Source organism: Ornithobacterium rhinotracheale DSM 15997, from assembly GCF_000265465.1.
Lineage (GTDB): Bacteria > Bacteroidota > Bacteroidia > Flavobacteriales > Weeksellaceae > Ornithobacterium > Ornithobacterium rhinotracheale.
Genome location: NC_018016.1, coordinates 1894993 through 1914540 on the forward strand (window position 1 = coordinate 1894993; position 19548 = coordinate 1914540).

Consider the following 19548-nt stretch of genomic DNA (forward strand, 5'->3'; position numbering starts at 1 on the left):
CTATTTTTTAATTATTGATTAATGATTTCTACTTCTTTTTTCACTTTTTCAATTTGGCTAATGATTTCGTCCCAGTTGTTCCCGCAAAAAGTGGCGTGTCCCATTTTTCGCCCTGGGCTTGTGAGTTTTTTGCCATACCAGTGAATGCTGAACCCTGGCAATTTTAGCGCATCGTTTAGCCCTTTGATGTAGCTAGCCCCCTCATGATTTGGTGCTCCGATTAAATTCAGCATGGCAGCTTTGCATTTTAAATCTGTGTTGCCAAGTGGTAAATTGACCAAGGTGCGGAGCATCATATCAAACTGAGAAGAATAAGCTGCCTCAATCGTAGCGTGCCCGCTATTGTGCACGCGTGGAGCAGTTTCATTTACCCAAATGCTGCCATCATTATTTAAAAATAATTCTACGGCATAAATCCCTGGGGAATCAAAAGCTTTTACTACCTCCAGCGCAATCTGCTTGGCATTTTCTTCTTCTTCGGGCGAAATGCGAGCGGGAGTGATTAAATAATCTAATAAATTATATGTTGGATTAAAGACTTGTTCCACAACTGGATACACAGCACGCTCTCCATCGGCATTTTGAGCCACAATCACGGCGAGTTCCATTTTTAAATCGGCTAAAGCTTCAAAAATTGAATTTTCTTCCCAAGCCTTAGTTTTTTCATCTTTTAAAATCTGAACGCCTTTACCATCATAGCCGCCTTTGCAGAGTTTCTGCACCACGGGGAAATCATTTTTTTCCTTCAATGGAGCGGTGGGAATATTATTTTTTAAATAAAAATCTTTCTGTTTGCCTTTGTCTTGAATTATTTCCAAAACATCTGGATCTGGAATTACGGTTTTGCCTTGTTTTTTCAGTTCGCGAAGAGCTTTGAGATTTACATGTTCTATCTCTATGCCCACGATGTCCACTTGCTGGGCAAAATCCATTACGCTCTGGTAATCGTTGAAATCGCCACACACAAAATGGTCTGCAATTTGGCTACAAGGTGCCTCGGGATTGGGATCGAGAATGAAAATTTCGTAGGGATAATTTAAGGCATTCTGAATGAACATTCTACCCAATTGTCCGCCACCTAAAATTCCAATTTTTTTCATATAAAAAATATCTGTGCAGTAAAATTAATTAAAATTTATTGTTCAAAACCTACCACAAAGTAAATTTTTTTTTAAAATTTGCAATTCAACAAGAATAGACAGAATAAATGAAATTAAAGTATTTTGACTTAATAGACCAAACTTACTATTTCCCGCAAGAGGAGTTTACTTTAGATGGTGCCAATTTAAGGTTTCATGGTATTGATTTAATGGGCTTGATTGAAGAATATGGGGCTCCGCTAAAATTTACTTACTTGCCAAAAATCTCTGAAAATATAAAAAAAGCTAAAAAATGGTTCAATGATGCCATTAAAGAGCATAACTATGGTGCTACTTATAATTATTGCTACTGCACCAAAAGTTCGCATTTTTCGTTTGTGCTGAACGAAGCACTTAAAAATGATATTCACATAGAGACCAGTTCCGCGTTTGACATCAATATCGTGGAGTCTCTGATGAAGTCTGGAAAAATAACAAAGAAAAACTGGATTGTGTGCAATGGTTTTAAGCGAGATCAATACATTGAAAACATTGCAAGATTAATCAATAACGGGCACAAAAAATGCTTGCCAATTATTGATAATTACGAAGAGCTAAATCTTTTAAACGAAGCGATTAAAGGAAAATACCAAGTAGGGATCCGTATCGCATCTGAGGAAGAACCTAAATTCGAGTTTTATACCTCTCGTTTAGGGATTGGGTATCGCGACATTGTGCCGTTCTACAAAAAAGAACTGAGAGATAATAAAAAAGTGAGCCTGAAAATGCTCCATTTCTTCATCAATACAGGAATTAGAGACACGGCGTATTATTGGAGTGAGCTTACTAAATGTTTGAAAGTATATGTGGATTTAAAGAAAATCTGCCCTACGCTCGATAGTTTGAACATCGGGGGTGGTTTCCCGATTAAAAACACCTTGCACTTTACCTATGATTATGCCTACATGGCAAATGAGATTGTGAATCAAATTAAGCAATATTGCGAAAACGCAGGCGTAGAAGTGCCACATCTTTATACCGAGTTTGGTAGTTTCACTGTGGGCGAAAGTGGTGGAGCGATTTACCAAATTTTGTATCAAAAGCAACAGAACGATCGCGAAAAATGGAACATGATCGATTCTTCATTTATCACTACTTTGCCAGATAGCTGGGCGATCAGTAAGCGTTTTGTGCTACTTGCCATCAACCGCTGGAACGACGAGTATGAGCGAGTGCTTTTAGGCGGATTGACTTGTGATAGCGATGATTATTACAATTCGGAACAGAACTTAAACGCTATTTTCTTGCCTAAATTTAAAAAAGATAAACCGCTCTATATTGGATTTTTCAACACGGGGGCGTATCAAGATACCATTGGGGGATTTGGCGGTTTGCAACACTGCTTAATCCCAAAGCCAAAACACATTTTGATTGATAAAGACGAAAACGGAAATATCACGACCAAATTATTCTCCAAGCAGCAATCTGCAGAGAGTTTTATGGACATTTTGGGCTACGAGGAGTAGGAGGCTAAATTTGAAAGAAAATAAATTATTAAAAAAAAGACAAATAACCCGAATTATGTTGCAAGAGAATTTTAAAACTTTTTAATTTGCGGCAAAATTCAGAAAACAATAAAAAACATTATTAAAATGGGAGCAATATCAGACTTTATTCAGAAATATTATTTGCACTTTAATGCTGCTACTTTGGTAGATGCCGCAAAAGCCTACGACGAGCAGCTTAAAAACGGTGGTAAAATGCTAGTGAGCATGGCAGGAGCTATGAGTACTGCCGAGTTAGGGAAAATCTTTGCAGAAATGATACGCCAAGATAAAGTGCATATCGTTTCATGTACAGGTGCCAACTTGGAAGAAGACATCATGAACCTTGTAGCGCATTCACACTACAAAAGAGTGCCACATTACAGAGATTTAACTCCAGCAGAAGAAAGAGAATTATTGGACAAAGGACTGAACCGTGTAACAGATACTTGTATTCCAGAAGAAGAAGCCTTCAGAAGATTGCAAAAACACATTTTCAAAATCTGGAAAGATGCTGAAGAAAAAGGCGAAAGATATTTTCCGCACGAGTTTATGTATAAGATGTTGCTTTCAGGCGTGCTTGAGCAATATTACGAAATCGATATCAAAGACAGCTGGATGTATGCTGCTGCCGAGAAAAATTTACCAATCGTAGTACCAGGGTGGGAAGACAGCACGATGGGGAACATTTTTGCAAGTTATGTGATGAAAGGCGAGTTAAAAGCAAGTACCATGAAATCAGGAATTGAGTATATGACATTCTTGGCAGATTGGTACACCGAAAATTCACAAAACGGAATCGGATTCTTCCAAATCGGAGGAGGTATCGCAGGAGATTTCCCAATCTGTGTAGTGCCTATGCTTTATCAAGATTTGGAAAGAACAGATACACCATTCTGGAGCTATTTCTGTCAAATTTCAGATTCTACCACATCTTATGGTAGCTACTCTGGAGCCGTGCCAAATGAGAAAATCACTTGGGGAAAATTAGACATAGATACGCCAAAATTCATTGTGGAATCAGACGCTACAATCGTTGCACCGTTGATGTTTGCTTATTTGCTAGACATGTAAATTAGAATAAAAAACATAGAGAAAAAGATATGAGTAAGAAACCATGCCCCAAGAAGAGAGTAATCGTTGATTACAAAAAATTGAATAATGAGATTTTGAGCCTTTTGGTAGAGAAATTTCCAGATGGATACGGGGATCAAGATGTTATTGTGTTTAAAAATGCTAAAGGCGAAACCGTAGAAGCGGTGGAAGTTCAGACAGAGGATACTGTGTATTTGGTGAAAATCAGCCAGCGTCTAGAAATCGTGATGGAGGAGTTTGAAGATGACGACGATGAGCCATTCTTTGATGATGATGTAACATTTGAAGGGCCAGATCCAAGTGCAGTAGAAGAATAAATTTTTGAAAATTAATATTTAATAAAAGGTTTGCATTGCGTATTTTTGTAATGTAAACCTTTTTTTATGAACGAGCTTTTGCAAAAAGCAATACAAGCAGCCTTGCAAGCAGGGCAGGAGATTTTAAAGATTTATGAGCAAGATTTTGCAGTAGAGCATAAGGCAGATGAGTCTCCACTCACGCAGGCAGATTTGGCGTCCAATCGTGTGATTGTAGATTTTCTGAAAAACACCCAAATTCCGATCATTAGCGAAGAAATGCAGCAGGAGAAATACGCTTTGCGCAAAGATTGGGCTCGCTTTTGGCTCGTAGACCCGTTGGACGGCACCAAGGAGTTTGTAAATAGAAACGGAGAGTTCACCGTAAATATAGCCTTAATCGAAAATGGAACACCCGTTTTGGGCGTAATTTATGCACCATGCTTAAAATGGCTTTATTTTGCTGATGAAACGGGAAGCTTTAAACAAGAAAAAATTACCCAATATTCGGAATTTTCAAAGGATTTAGCCCAAAAGTTATATTACCAAAAGCCGCAGGAGAATGTCGTGGTAGTGGCAAGTCGCTCGCATCTCAACGAGCCGACGGAAAAATTCATTCAAAAATTAAATTTAAAATATCAATCCGTAGAGAGAATTTCTATGGGCAGTTCGCTTAAATTATGTTTGGTCGCGGAATCCAAAGCACATGTGTATCCCCGATTTGCCCCCACAATGGAGTGGGACATAGCTGCGGGGCATGCCATTTGCCGATTTGCAGGCGTTTCCGTAGTTCAGGCTGAAACGGGCGAGCCAATTGCGTATAACAAAGAAAATCTATTAAATCCCTATTTTTTGGTAGGAGAAGTATAGGCGTATGCAGATGTATTTGGTCATAATTGTGCTGTTAGTTTTGGTCGTGGGCTTAGCCACCGACAAAGTGCGTTCGTCTATGTTATTTCTGCTTTCAGCATTGGTGCTGATGGTGTTTAATGTGCTCGATCCCAAAACTTTTTTGAGCAGTTTTGCCAATAAGTCCATTGCCATAATTTTCGTGTTGATTTTGCTCACTTCGGCGATTAATTTTAATTATAATATCGTCAAGTATTTAGATAAAATATTTACGCAAGAAAATAAGCCCAAATATTTCTTATTTCAGACTACGAGCTGGGTTTCGTTCATTTCTGCATTTATGAACAATACGCCCATTGTGGCACTCATGATTCCCTACATCACGCACTGGAGCAAACGCCACGGGCAAGCACCGTCTAAATTCTTGATTCCGCTGTCCTATGCCGCCATTACGGGAGGCATGCTCACCACAATTGGAACTTCGACCAATTTGGTGCTTAACGGGTTTATCGAGAGCCGAGGCATCAAAGCCTTTACCATGTTCGATTTCCTATTGCCAGGGCTTGTAACCTGCGTGGCATGTTTGATTTTCATGGTATTTTTTGCTTATAAAATTTTGCCTGCGAGAAAAAGTGCAATTGATATCAAAGAAAATTTAAAAGAATATTTAGTAGAAATTTCGCTAAAACCCAATGCCCAAGTCGTGGGACATACCGTGGAAGAAGCAGGTTTAAGGAATTTGCTCGGGGTGTATTTGGTAGAAATTTTTAGAGATGGAAAAACAATTTCGCCCGTTTCGCCACAAGAAACTTTGCAGCCCAATGATTTGTTGTTTTTTGCAGGCGACACGCAACACATTGTGGAAATCGTGAAAGAGAAAAACGGATTTGTGTTCCCAAAAACCGAAAGGTTTAATCTGAAAGGAGATTTAAAAGTGGTGGAAACCTTAATTCCGTATAATTCCAATTTGGCGGGGCGCACTTTAAAGGAAAGCCGATTCCGTGAGAAATACGATGCAGCCGTAATCGCTATTCACCGAAATGGGGAACGCTTGCGAGGAAAATTAGGAGAAATCCGATTGGCATACGGAGACTTGTTGATGCTCACCACAGGAGAGCATTTTGCGCAGTTGGTGCAAAATAATACCAACATTTATGTATTGGAGGAAAAAGACGAAATCAAGAAAATTCCGTTTTGGAAAAGTGCCATTTTGCTTGCTGTTTCGGTTTTGGCTTTAGGACTTTCGGTATTTAAGATTTTAGACTTTTTTGTCTCGCTTTTGGTCATTCTTTCCGCATTTTTCGCGCTGAAAATGTATAACTCTACGCAATTAAAAAACAATTTAAATATCGATTTATTTCTGATTTTAGGCAGTTCCATTGCCATTGGCACCGCCTTTATGGATACGGGAGGAGCCAAATGGATTGGCGATTTTGTGCTCAGTATTTTTCAGCAATACGATAAGATTGGGATTTTAATCGGTGTGTATCTTTTAACGCTGATTCTCACTTCGTTTGTTACCAATGTTGCGGCAATTTCCATAGTGTTTCCCATTGCGTTTGAAATCAGCCGAGAGCTGAATATGCCAGCGCAAGCCCTGTTTTTGGCGATAGCCTTTGGAGCCTCTTGTGCCCTTATTACGCCGTTTGGCTACCAAACCAATTTGATGATTTATGGCGTGGGCGGCTATAAATTCAAAGATTTTATAAAAATAGGCGTGCCGATGACGGTGATTTATTCCATCGCATGTTTGGTAAGCATCGCCTTAATTTATCATTTAATTTAAAAATTTAATTATGACTAAAAGCGAAAATATAGTACAGCAAAATTATAAAATCACGCGTGCCGAGCGCGAAAAACTCAACAATCAAAAAGGCAAAGTATTTTGGTTTTCGGGTTTATCGGGTTCGGGAAAATCGAGTTTAGCCAATTTGCTTGAGGTGGAATTGCACCAAAAAGGTTTTAAAACCTATGTTTTAGACGGAGATAATATCCGATTTGGTTTAAACAAAGACTTAGGGTTCAGTGCCGAAGACCGAAAGGAAAACCTACGCCGAATTGGGGAAGTTGCCAAACTTTTTGTAGACGCGGGCGTGATTGTGCTTGCTGCCTTCATTACGCCCTACGAAGCCGAGCGCGAGAGCCTTCGCCAAATTGTGGGAGAAAACGATTTTGTGCATATTTTCGTGGATTGTCCAGTAGAAGTTTGTGCGCAGCGCGATGTAAAAGGCTTGTATGAAAAAGCCAAAAAAGGTGAAATTAAAAACTTTACAGGGATTTCTGCACCCTTTGAAATTCCTGCCCAAAATGATTTAATAATTAAAACAGATACCGAAACACCTGCCGAAAGCTTAAAAAAATTAGTACATTTGGCATTCGAGAAAATTCAATAAGATTATGGGATATAAATTATCATATTTAAAGCAATTAGAAGCAGAATCCATATTTGTAATTCGAGAGGTTTTTGCGCAATTTGATAATCCTGCCATTCTTTTCTCTGGGGGAAAAGATAGCATTGTGATGACGCATTTAGCCAAAAAAGCCTTTTCGCCTGCCAAAATTCCTTTTCCGCTCGTGCATATAGACACGGGGCACAATTTCCCTGAAGCGATAGAATACCGCGATAATTTGGTAAAAGAATTGGGCGTGCAGCTGATTGTGGGCTCTGTGCAGAAGTCGATTGATGAAGGGCGCGTGCAGGAGGAAACGGGAATCAATGCAAGTAGAAATAAATTGCAAACCACCACTTTGCTCGACACGATAGAAGAATACCAGTTTGATGCCTGCATGGGCGGTGGTCGCCGTGATGAGGAAAAAGCCAGAGCCAAAGAAAGATTTTTCTCGCACCGAGATGATTTTGGACAATGGGACCCTAAAAATCAGCGTCCAGAATTGTGGCATTTATTTAATGGTAAAAAGAATATGGGCGAGCATTTTAGAGTGTTCCCGATTTCTAACTGGACAGAGATGGATATTTGGAATTACATTTTGGAAGAAAACATTCCATTGCCGTTGATGTATTTTGCGCACGAGCGCGAGGTGGTGTGGAGAAATAATTCTTGGATTCCAAATTCAGAGTTTTTACAATTAAGAGAAGGCGAGGAAATCGTGAAAAAGCAAGTGCGCTTTAGAACACTTGGCGACATCACCATTACGGGTGGAATAGAGTCTGATGCCGATACTTTACAGAAAATTGTAAACGAAGTGACAACTACTCGCAGCACAGAAAGAGGTAACCGCGCCGATGACAAGCGAAGCGATACCGCAATGGAGGATCGCAAAAAAGAAGGATATTTTTAATTTTTTAGCCAAAAAAATATTTCTTCAATTATAATTAAAAGCTTAAAATAAAAATGACAAATAATACTGAAAGAGAATTATTAAGATTTACAACCGCAGGGAGTGTAGACGACGGAAAAAGTACACTCATCGGGCGATTGTTATACGATTCTAAATCTATATTTCAAGATCAATTAAATGCAGTAGAATCAAGCTCACGCAAAAAAGGTTTGGAGCAAATCGATTTTTCGTTATTGACCGACGGGCTCAAAGACGAGCGCGAGCAAGGAATCACCATTGATGTGGCGTATCGCTATTTTTCTACGCCTAAAAGAAAATTCATCATCGCAGACACTCCAGGGCACATTCAGTACACCAGAAATATGGTTACGGGCGCATCTACTGCCAATCTTGCCATAATTTTGGTTGATGCCAGAAATGGTGTAATTGAACAGACCAAACGCCACTCTTATATTGCCTCTTTGTTGCAAATTCCGCACTTGGTGGTGTGTGTGAACAAAATGGATTTGGTGGATTATAGCGAAGAAGCCTTTAACAAAGTCATTGCACAATACGATGATTTTTCGTCTAAAATGACGATAAAAGATGTGCACTACATTCCGATTTCTGCCTTGCATGGCGACAATGTGGTAGACAAGTCAGATAAAATGCCTTGGTATCAAGGGCGCACTTTGCTCGATACGCTAGAAACCATACACATCGCAAGCGACCAAAACTTTATCGATATGCGTTTCCCTGTGCAAACCGTGATTCGTCCGCACAGCGATGCCTTTCACGATTTTAGAGGCTATGCCGGGCAAGTAGCCAGCGGAATCGTGCGTGTAGGCGATGAGGTAGAGGTGTTGCCATCAGGTTTTTCCTCAAAAGTGAAATCAATCCACACCCACGACGGCGATTTGCAAGAAGCCTATCCGCCCATGTCGGTAGCACTTACGCTAGAAGATGATATAGATGTGAGCCGTGGCGATATGATTGTAAAGAAAAACAATCAGCCAGAAAGCACGCAAGATATAGATGTTATGCTTTGCTGGTTCAATCAAAAACCAGCACACCCACGAGGGAAATATTATCTAAAACACACGACCAACGAGGTGAAAGCCATGATTAAAGAAGTGGTGTACAAGGTAGATGTGAACACGCTAAACCGTAACGAGGAAGACAAGCAATTAACAATGAACGACATTGCTCGAGTGAAATTAAGAACCACCAAACCACTTTTTGCCGATAAATATAGAGAAAACCGAATCACGGGAAGTTTGATTTTAATCGATGAAACTACCAACGAGACCGTGGCGGCAGGAATGATTTGCTAGAAATAAAAGAAAATGAATAGCATATCACCTTTTTATATATTAAATATAGCTAAAGCTAAAAGTTGAGATTGTGAGTTTTTTAATAAATTAAGCTGGGCGATAGAAGAATTGCAATGGGCGGCGCAAAATGTTGTGAAAAAATAGGAAAGCGGCTCACGGCGATAGAAGAATGACCTACGGCGACAGGAAAATGACTTACGGCGATAGAAGAACGCCCTATGGCGGCAGAAGAATGACCCACGGCAACAGAAGAATGCCCTATGGCGACAGGAAAACGGCATGTAATAATGCAATTTTTAGTAGCGTTTAAAAAGAATATGCCTCAGAAAAAGGATTTTTAAAGAAGAATAGAATAAATAAATCGTTTATAAATGAAAAAAATATGAATAGAATCCAGATTAAATTAAGTTTAATGCTAAGTCTAGTAGTAGGATTTGCATTTGCCCAAAAAAGTGGCGGAATGTGGATTCCTAATGAGCTAAACGAAAAAGAAATGAAGGAAATGGGCATGAAAATTTCGGCAAAAGATATTTTCAATCCCAACGCCCCAAGTATCAAAGACGCCGTAGCGCACTTTGGCGGAGGGTGTACCTCCGAGGTGATTTCGCCACAAGGGCTCTTGCTCACCAATCACCACTGTGGATATGGACAAATCCAAGCGCACTCAAGCGTAGAACACGATTATTTAAAAGATGGATTCTGGGCAAAAAGCAACGCCGAGGAATTGCCCAACCCAGGGCTTACTGCCACTTTTATAGTCGATATAAAAGACATAACCCCGCAAGTGAAAGAAGCCACTGCCGTGAAAGCAGGGAAAAATCAACTAGCGGAACTAACAAAGCAAGCCATCGAGAAAATTAAAAATAATTATCCCAAACAGCCATGGCAAGAAGTAATGGTAAAACCCTTTTACAAAGGAAATAAATACTATCTTTTCGTAACAGAAACCTTTAAAGATGTTCGTTTGGTAGGAGCTCCACCGAGCAGCATCGGGAAATTCGGTAGCGATACCGACAACTGGGTTTGGCCAAGACACACAGGCGATTTCTCAATCTTTAGAATCTATGCAGATAAGAACAATCGCCCAGCAGAATATTCCAAAGACAATGTTCCATATAAGCCAGAACATTTTTTACCTATAAATATTAAAGGAATCAACGAGGGCGATTTCACCTTCGTGTTCGGTTTCCCAGGAACCACCGACGAGTATTTGCCAGCCTCATCGCTAGAGCAAGTAGTGAATGTATTAAATCCTGCCAAAATCAAAGTGAGAGACAATGCCTTGAAAATTATGGATAAATACATGAAAGCCGATCAGAAAACCAAAATTCAATACGCAGCCACCTATGCAAGCATTGCCAACTATTGGAAAAAATGGATCGGAGAATCGCAAGGGATTCAAAAATCCAACGCCGTGGAACATAAAAAAGCTTACGAGCAAAGATTGCAAGAAAAAATCAATAAAAAATGTAAGCAAAATAAAAACAAGCCTTGCGACGAATACCCTACTTTGATTGCCGATTTGGGCAAACTAAATAAAGAAGTAGAAGAGTATAATCTGGTGGCAGATATGTTTTCGGAGGCAATTTACAGAAACTCTCAGCTTTTGAGAATGGCACTTAATGCCAATAATCTTTTAATGAATACAGATAAAGATTATTACGACAAAGTAACTCAAAACTTCAAAGGGATTTACAAAAACTTCAATCCACAAGTAGAAGAAGAAGTGGCTTTAAAAATGTGGGAGCTTTATCACCAAGAAGTGCCAGCTACTTATGCGCCAAACAGCTTAGCAATCACGCCACAAGACATTCAAAATTCAATTATATTTAAATTAGGGAAAGAAGGCACAGCCTTATTAGACAATCAAAATCAATTTTTAGCCGAATTGAAAAAAGATAATTTAGTAAAGAAAGTAGGAGCCCTAACTCAGATTTATTACCAAGAAGTTTCTGCGCCCCGCCAAGCAATTCAGCAAAAAATCGATGAAAAAATGATGGCATACATGAAAGCTCAATTGGAGCTGATGCAAGATGAGAAAAGATTCTTCCCAGATGCCAACTCAACATTGCGTGTAACCTATGGTAAGGTAAAAGGCTACGAGCCACGCGATGCGGTAGAATATGAGCCAAAAACCTATTTAAAAGGAATTATGGAAAAATACATTCCAGGCGATTATGAATTTGATGTTTCTCCAAAGTTGATAGAATTATTTGAGCAAAAAGATTACGGCATTTATGGAGAAAAAGGAAAAATGCCTGTTAACTTTATCGCTACAAATCACACCACGGGAGGGAACTCAGGGAGCCCAGCTTTGGACGCCAACGGAAACCTTATCGGTTTGAATTTTGACCGAGTTTGGGAAGGGACCATGAGCGACCTCTACTATGATTCAGAAATCTGCCGAAATATTATGGTAGATATGCGTTATGTACTTTTCGTAATTGATAAATATGCAGGCGCAAAACGCTTAATCAAAGAGATGAAAATTTTGAAATAATATAATTTTTCAGGATAAAATTCTAGGGGAATTGCTAATTGTAGTGATTCCCTTTTTTATGCTTAAATGTGAGTTAAAGTAATTGCTTTTATAGTTAATTTTGTTGACATTTTATTTTTTGTTTTATTTATACTTTAATTTAAAGATTATATATGAAATATGATTTAGATTAATTTTATTTATTAATATGGTATTTTTGCGGTGTGTTTTTTGTTTTTATTCTAAGAAAAATGTTTGTTTTTTATTCTTTTGTGTGTTTTTTTAGATAAATTAAGTTGTTAAAAATTTCATCTATGGTAGTTACTTTTCTATTTTCGCGAACTAAACTATTTAAATTAAAATATGAGGAGTAAAAACTTATGGATTTTTATTTTTTCATTGTTCTTATGCAGTTACGCATTTGCGCAAGAAAAAGTGATTACGGGAAAAGTGGTAGACGCCAGTGGGTATCCTTTGGCAGATGCCTATGTTTATGTAGAAGGAGCCGATAAAGGTGTGTACACAGATGCAGAGGGAAATTATAAAATTTCTGCAGCTGTAGGGGATAAGTTAAAATTCGAATTCATCGGATTTGATACGGTAACGAAAACGATTACCGATAAATCAAAGAAGGTAGATGTAAAGATGTCCTCTGGTGATAAAGATGTTAAGCTTGATGAGGTGGTAACAACAGGGATCACAACTACAGACAAGCGATTGTTTACAGGTGCGGCAGATAGATTGAAAGGAGATGATATTAAATTAGATGGTATCCCAGATGCGAGTCGTGCATTAGAAGGGCGTTCTGCGGGGGTATCAGTACAGAATGTTTCTGGTTCATTTGGTTCTGCTCCAAAAATTAGAGTGCGTGGAGCAACGTCTATCTATGGTAGTTCAAAGCCACTTTGGGTAGTAGATGGGGTAGTGCTAGAAGATCCAGTGGAATTAAGTGCAGATGATTTGGCATCGGGAGATGTTTCAACTTTAGTAAGTTCTGCTATCGCTGGTTTAAACCCGAATGATATCGAAAGCATTGAAGTACTAAAAGATGGTTCTGCGACATCTATTTATGGAGCAAGAGCGATGGCTGGTGTAATTGTAATTACAACTAAGCGAGGTAAAGCTGGTGTAAGTACATTTAATTATACGGGAGAATTTACTTATAGATTAAGACCTACCTATAAGCAGTTCAATATTATGAATTCACAACAGCAGATGTCTGTTTATCTTGAAATGTTAAATGGAGGATGGTTAGAGGATTCAAGTCTTACTTATGGTCGTGAAACTGGAGAATTTGGTCGTCTAGCTAAATTGATTCAATTTTCGGAAATTATTAATAACGATGAAGGAAAGGCTGCTTATTTAAGACCTATTCAATATCGTAATACAGATTGGTTCAAAGAATTGTTTAAAAGTAACATTTTGCAGAGTCACTCGGTGAGTATGTCTTCTGGTACCGAGAAGGCAACCTATTATGCTTCATTAAGTGCCTTGGTAGATCCAGGATGGACATTGGCTAGTAATGTAAATAGATATACGGCAAACTTTAATACATCGTATAAATTATCAGATAAATTGACATTTGTAGCATTAACTAATGGAAGCTATCGTAAACAAAAAGCACCAGGAACTTTGTCTCAAGATTACGATTATGTGAGAGGTACAGTAAAGCGTGATTTCGACATCAACCCATATTCTTTTGCCTTAAATAGTTCAAGAATATTGGATCCAAATGCATATTATACAAGAAACTACGCTCCATTTAATATCAAAAAAGAGTTAGAAGAAAACTATATCGATATAAATGTAGCAGATTTGAAATTCCAATCTGAATTAAAATGGAAGCCGTTAAGAAATGTTGAGGCTAATGTTTTAGGAGCGGTGAAATATCAAAACACTAATCAAGAGCACAATATTACAGAGTTCTCTAACCAAGCTATGGCATATCGTGCCGATAAACCGACTACAGTGAGAGATCGAAATCCGTTCCTATATAAAGATCCAGATGATCCGCATGGAAATCCATTTACTGTTTTGCCAAAAGGAGGTATTTATGAAAAAGTAGGATATAGCATGCTAGGTTATGATTTTAGAGCAACTGCATCGTATAAAAATGAATTTAATAACATTCATACCGTAAATGTTTATGTAGGAGCCGAGTCAAATTCAATTGATAGAAAGAGAACAGAATTTACAGGTTGGGGATTGCAATACTCAATGGGAGAAACACCATTTTATGTTTATCCATTGTTTAAAAAAGCAATCGAAGAAAATACATTATACTATGGCATTAACAATACCCGATATAGAAACTTAGCATATTTTGCTAATGCTACATACTCTTGGAAAAGAAAATATACAGTGAATGGTACTTTGCGTTACGAAGGAACCAATAAGTTAGGTAAATCAAGAAGTGCAAGATGGTTGCCTACTTGGAACGTTTCAGGTGCTTGGAATATTTCAAAAGAAGATTTCTTTGATCCGTTAAAAAATGTGGTTTCGAACTTAACATTGAAGGCGTCATATAGCTTAACGGCTGATAGAGGTCCAGCTTGGGTTACAAACTCTTTGGTTGATATCAGAAGTTATAATCCATGGAGACCAGTAGCTTCATTGAAAGAAAGTGGTTTGTTCATCAATGGATTAGAGAACAGTGAGCTTACTTATGAAAAGAAACATGAGCTTAACTTAGGATTGCAAGCGGAATTCTTAAAAGGAAGAATCCAAACAAGTTTAGATTGGTATAAGCGAGATAACTATGATTTGATTACAAGTACTATTACCCAAGGTTTAGGAGGTGTTGTAACTAAATTTGGTAATGTCGGAGCGATGAAGTCAAGCGGAGTTGAACTTTCAATCAATACTACCAATATTAAAACAAAAGATTTCTCATGGGTAACATCATTTGTTTACTCTCATAACGAAAACGAAGTTACAAAACTAGAAGGTAGGGTGCGTGCGATGAGCTTGCTCACTGGAAATGGATTTGCAAAAGAGGGGAAACCAGTTCGTGCTATTTACTCTATTCCATTTAAAGGATTGAACGATGAAGGACTACCTTTAGTCTTGAACGAAGATGGAGAAATCACCGACAAAGGAGTTAATTTCCAACAAAGCGATAATTTAGATTACTTAATCTATTCAGGAAATGCAGATCCTACCGATGTGGGAAGTTTTGGAAACATCTTTACTTACAAAAACTTTAAGTTGAATGTATTCTTAACATATTCTTTTGGAAATGTGGTGAGATTAGATCCAGTATTTAGTGATGAATATTCAGATCTAGTAGCAACTCCGAGAGAATTTGAAAACAGATGGGTTGTTGCAGGAGATGAAAAGAAAACTAATGTTCCTGTAATTGCTTCAATCCAAAAACAAGAAAAGTATGGTAGCCACTTGGGTAGAGCCTATAACTCTTATAATTATTCAGATTTAAGAATTGCTAAAGGTGATTTTGTGAGACTAAAAGAAGTTTCGTTGATTTACAATGTGAATAAAAGCTTCTCTAAAAGAATAGGACTAAACGATTTATCGTTAAAATTACAAGGTACAAACTTATTGTTGTTGTATGCAGATGGTAAGTTAAATGGTCAAGATCCTGAATTTATAAACTCAGGAGGGGTAGCAAGTCCAGTACCAAGACAAATTACTTTTACTTTAAGAGCTAATTTATAATTAAACAACAAGACAATATATGAAAAAAATAACATACATAGCCGCTTTATTATCTGCACTTGCAGTTCCCTACAGCTGTAATGACTTCTTAGATGAGTTACCAGATAATAGAACGCAATTAGATTCAAAAGATAAAATTACAAAACTTTTGGTGTCAGCTTATCCAGTTAATAATCACAGTGTGATTCCTGAACTTATGACGGATAATACAGCTGATATGGGACCAAGGAATACAAGGTTTATACCATTTTACGAGCAAGTAGCAAAGTGGCAGGATATTACTGAGATTAATAATGATGGTATTGAGAAAATCTGGGAAGGTTGTTATAAAGCAATATCAAGCGCAAATCAGGTGCTACAATCTATTAAAGAATTAGGTAACTCAGAAGATCTTTCTGCTCAGAAAGGTGAAGCTTTGATTGCTAGAGCTTATTCTCACTTTATTTTGGTAAATCTTTTTGGTAAGCACTATAATACACAAACGAGCGATACTGATTTAGGAGTTGTTTACATGGAACGACCAGAAACAAAACTTGCACCTAAATACAAAAGAGAAAGTGTGAAATCTAATTATGAAAAAATTGCTCGAGATATTGAGGAAGGTTTACCATTAGTTACAGATAATTATGAGGTAGCTCAATATCACTTTACAAGGGCAGCTGCGAATGCATTTGCAGCAAGATTCTACTTATATTATGAGCAGTGGGAAAAAGCTGAGAAGTATGCGGACCAAGCTCTAGGTGCTAATCCTTCGCTAAAAGATTGGGCAGCTCTTGGAAGCTTGCCTCAGGATGAGAAAATTGTGAGTAATGCTTATGTGAATGATAAAGAGGCAAATCTTCTTGACGAAGTTTACACATCATTAGCAGGATTGGTGTTTGGAAATTATTTAACAAGCGCAAGATTTAATCACACAGCGTTTGTAAACAACGGACAAACAATGTTTGCTCCAACTCCATGGAGTCCAAATGGAAATTTGACTGTAAATAATTTTAAATTTAAGCCATTTGTATATAGTGGTAATAATTTAGATAAAATATTATTTTTTAAAATTCCATATTTATTTGAATTTACAGATCCTGTGGCACAAACAGGTTTTTCAAAATCAGTTAGTGTGACATTTTATACAGATGAAACATTACTTGTAAGAGCTGAAGCTAAAATTCTTCAAAAGAAATATGAAGAAGCCTTGAAAGATTTGAATTTATTTACAAGCAATTTGTATAGAGGGGACCAAACAACAACAATTCAAGCTATTGAAGATTTTTATGGAAATATGCCATATTCAAGCAGTGAAAATGTCGATGAAGTAAATCAGAAAAAAAAGCTTCATCCTAAATTTCAAATTGAGCAAGGAACTCAAGAAAATATGTTGCACTATGTTCTACAATGTAGAAGAATTTTGACTTTGCACGAAGGTTTAAGATGGTATGATTTGAAACGCTATGGAATTGAAGTACAGAAAGTAGTTTATGATCATTTAGGGCAACCAGCAACTGTCGAGGTTTTACCAGTGGATGATGCAAAAAGAGCAATTCAGTTGCCAAGAGATGTTATTAATTCAGGATTAGAAGCTAACCCAAGATAAAAAATTATAGAAAAATGAAACTAAACAGAATATTTTTAATGTTAGCACTTTCGGTATTTTTTGCAAGTTGCGGAAAAGACGAGGTAAATACAAACGAAGATGTCGTCGTATTTGACAAGGGCTATAAAAGTGATTTTGATAAATATTTAGAAAGTATTTACACCGAACCTTATAATGTGCGATTTGTTTATAAGTGGGATGATAAAAGCGTAGATCAAAGTTATCAATTAGTACCCGTGAAGTACGAAAATGCAGTAAAGATGGCAAATTTGGTAAAGTATCTTTGCTTGGATGCATATGAACAGGTAGCACCAAAAGGATTTTTGAGAACCTATTTTCCGAAAAATATTACACTAATAGGTTCTGCAGGGTATAGAAATAATGGTACGATGATCTTAGGTTTAGCAGATTCAGGGGTGAAAATTACATTGTTTGATATCAATAATTTGAACACCAAGAATGTAGAAGCTTTATATGCTCGTTATTTTAGAACGATTTTTCATGAGTTCTCTCACATTATGCATCAAACAACGGATTATCCAAAAGAGTTTAGAACAATCAGCGAAAAAGATTATGTGGGTGATTCTTGGAACGATGCATGGAAAGATGAAGTTTCATCTTTGTCAAGAGGTTTTGTGAGTGATTATTCATCTAAAGAGCCAAATGAAGATTTTGTAGAATTGCTAGCACACTATGTAACATTCTCGCCAGATAGATGGGAGGAAATGTTAAATAATGCAGGTGATGAAGGAAAGGCTAAGCTTGAAAAAAAGATGTATATCGTAAAAACTTACATGAAAAATGTTTGGAAAATTGATTTAGATAAACTAAGAAACGAAGTTTTGAGTAGAGCAACCAACTTAGATAATGTTGATTTAGATAAAATAAAAATAAAATAACTCATGAAAAAACTATCATATTTATTATTCTCAATTCCACTATTGTGGGGATTGAATGCTTGTACCGAAGATTTTGAACCCACATTTTCAGAAAACGCAACTCAGCGTTATATAAATGTTCAGAACGAAATTACAGAATTTCTTAGTACCCCTGATGCTGATTTTATTTTACAATACTTCCCAGATGATAATCAGTCTTATGGAGGATATAATTATTTCTTGAAATTCTCAGGAAAAGATAAGGTAAGTGCGGAATCAGAGACCAATGAACAAGCTGTAAGTTCTACTTTTCGAATTCTTCAAAATGGAGGTGCAGTTCTTACCTTTGATTTATACAATGAGGAGCTACATGAATTTGCAACTCCTAGTCCATCAGAATATCGTGCAAAACGAGGAGATTTTGAATTTTTGATCCTTAAAAAAAGTAATGACACACTTTATCTAAAAGGAAAGAAAACAGGAAATTACATGAAGCTATATAAAGCAGGGAATATTCAAGAGATTAAAAGTAACATTAGAAAAGTAGCAACTACAATTGATAGGGTAGATCTTCCAGCTCAAGGTACTATAGGTACAGAGCCTTTGGTATTGTCAACAGGAGGAACTAGAAATATTATTTTTAGTACTTTAAATGGGGGGAGTATAGAGTCTACAGAAGCATCGTATATTTTTACAGAAAACGGAATTAAGTTTTACAAACCAGTTGAAATTAAGGGGAAAGTTTACGGTGGATTAATTTTTGACGAAAGTACTCAAACATTAAAGTCAGAAGATGGTGTAATTGTAATTAATTTGAAATTTGTTCCTATCAACTTTAAATCAAAAGCTTGGTTTTTGGATATGAGCAAATCAGAGAATACATCGGAAGGTTATAAGAAAGCCAGAGCAGGCGATAGTCTTTTGCATGGTATGATTCTAAGTAAATTTAAGTTACAAGATTTCTATGTGTTAGGTAATTTTAGAGATAATGTAGGATTCAATACTTTTGTTGAGGGCTATAACGGAGCATTTGCAATTTATGGTTTAAGTTTCAAAGGAGAAGATTCAAATCCAAATCTTATCCACATTGAGAAAACAAAACCTGTTGAATTTGATGCTTATTTCAAATATGTGAATGGAGTTTTAGATAAAATCACTAAAAATTCACCTTATATTGTAGAGGAGGTTCAGTCAGATCCTAAACGTGTGAAGCTAATAAGTAAAAATGATCAAGAATTATGGTTTATTCTTGATTTGCTTAAATGATGAATTTATTTGATAATAGAAAATCCACCTTAAGGTGGATTTTTTTATTAAGAACTAAAAATTAATTTTATCACAGTTTGAGTTGATGGTATTTCTCTCAATAGATTGATAGATATTAAAATTATTTTCACTATATTCCTGCCATTATGGCACATTTAGTGCTAATAGTTTTAGAAAATAATTTAA

The 19548-nt window shown here is 37.0% G+C and carries 15 protein-coding genes; 14 read left to right on the forward strand and 1 reads right to left on the reverse strand.

Features of this window, described 5'->3' with window-relative positions; genetic code table 11:
• Positions 1–11: 11 nt before the first annotated feature.
• Entirely contained in the window at positions 12–1100 is a 1089-nt protein-coding gene (locus ORNRH_RS09045) for a 5-(carboxyamino)imidazole ribonucleotide synthase (protein ID WP_014791548.1), read from the reverse strand.
• Positions 1101–1207: 107 nt separating this feature from the next.
• Between ORNRH_RS09045 and ORNRH_RS09050 the strand changes: the two genes are divergently transcribed.
• The 14 genes from ORNRH_RS09050 (at position 1208) to ORNRH_RS09110 (ending at position 19362) form a co-directional block, all read left to right on the forward strand.
• Positions 1208–2605, forward strand: coding sequence for a type III PLP-dependent enzyme domain-containing protein (locus ORNRH_RS09050; RefSeq protein WP_014791549.1), 1398 nt, complete (start codon positions 1208–1210; stop codon positions 2603–2605).
• Between the two features lie 126 nt (positions 2606–2731).
• Complete coding sequence (locus ORNRH_RS09055; protein ID WP_014791550.1) at positions 2732–3697, forward strand: deoxyhypusine synthase family protein; 966 nt, start codon at positions 2732–2734, stop codon at positions 3695–3697.
• A gap of 29 nt (positions 3698–3726) precedes the next feature.
• Positions 3727–4035 (forward strand): hypothetical protein, encoded by a 309-nt coding sequence (locus ORNRH_RS09060; RefSeq protein ID WP_014791551.1) that lies wholly within the window; start codon positions 3727–3729, stop codon positions 4033–4035.
• A 66-nt stretch (positions 4036–4101) separates the two neighbouring features.
• Positions 4102–4884 (forward strand): 3'(2'),5'-bisphosphate nucleotidase CysQ, encoded by a 783-nt coding sequence (gene cysQ / locus ORNRH_RS09065; protein ID WP_014791552.1) that lies wholly within the window; start codon positions 4102–4104, stop codon positions 4882–4884.
• A 4-nt stretch (positions 4885–4888) separates the two neighbouring features.
• A complete protein-coding gene (locus tag ORNRH_RS09070; RefSeq protein ID WP_014791553.1) occupies positions 4889–6649 on the forward strand; it encodes an SLC13 family permease in 1761 nt (586 codons plus the stop codon).
• Positions 6650–6659: 10 nt separating this feature from the next.
• Complete coding sequence (cysC, locus tag ORNRH_RS09075) at positions 6660–7256, forward strand: adenylyl-sulfate kinase (RefSeq protein WP_014791554.1); 597 nt, start codon at positions 6660–6662, stop codon at positions 7254–7256.
• Between the two features lie 4 nt (positions 7257–7260).
• Entirely contained in the window at positions 7261–8163 is a 903-nt protein-coding gene (gene cysD / locus ORNRH_RS09080; protein ID WP_014791555.1) for a sulfate adenylyltransferase subunit CysD, read from the forward strand.
• A gap of 53 nt (positions 8164–8216) precedes the next feature.
• Entirely contained in the window at positions 8217–9476 is a 1260-nt protein-coding gene (cysN, locus tag ORNRH_RS09085) for a sulfate adenylyltransferase subunit CysN (RefSeq protein WP_014791556.1), read from the forward strand.
• 169 nt (positions 9477–9645) lie between these two features.
• Positions 9646–9786 (forward strand): hypothetical protein, encoded by a 141-nt coding sequence (locus tag ORNRH_RS12210; protein WP_155814524.1) that lies wholly within the window; start codon positions 9646–9648, stop codon positions 9784–9786.
• Positions 9787–9888: 102 nt separating this feature from the next.
• A complete protein-coding gene (locus ORNRH_RS09090) occupies positions 9889–11976 on the forward strand; it encodes a S46 family peptidase (protein WP_375600445.1) in 2088 nt (695 codons plus the stop codon).
• A gap of 342 nt (positions 11977–12318) precedes the next feature.
• Positions 12319–15630, forward strand: a complete 3312-nt coding sequence (locus tag ORNRH_RS09095) for a SusC/RagA family TonB-linked outer membrane protein (protein ID WP_014791558.1) — start codon at positions 12319–12321, stop codon at positions 15628–15630.
• 19 nt (positions 15631–15649) lie between these two features.
• Entirely contained in the window at positions 15650–17218 is a 1569-nt protein-coding gene (locus tag ORNRH_RS09100) for a RagB/SusD family nutrient uptake outer membrane protein (RefSeq protein WP_014791559.1), read from the forward strand.
• Positions 17219–17232: 14 nt separating this feature from the next.
• Complete coding sequence (locus ORNRH_RS09105) at positions 17233–18117, forward strand: zinc-binding metallopeptidase (RefSeq protein WP_014791560.1); 885 nt, start codon at positions 17233–17235, stop codon at positions 18115–18117.
• A 3-nt stretch (positions 18118–18120) separates the two neighbouring features.
• Entirely contained in the window at positions 18121–19362 is a 1242-nt protein-coding gene (locus tag ORNRH_RS09110) for a DUF4302 domain-containing protein (protein ID WP_014791561.1), read from the forward strand.
• Positions 19363–19548: the final 186 nt, after the last annotated feature.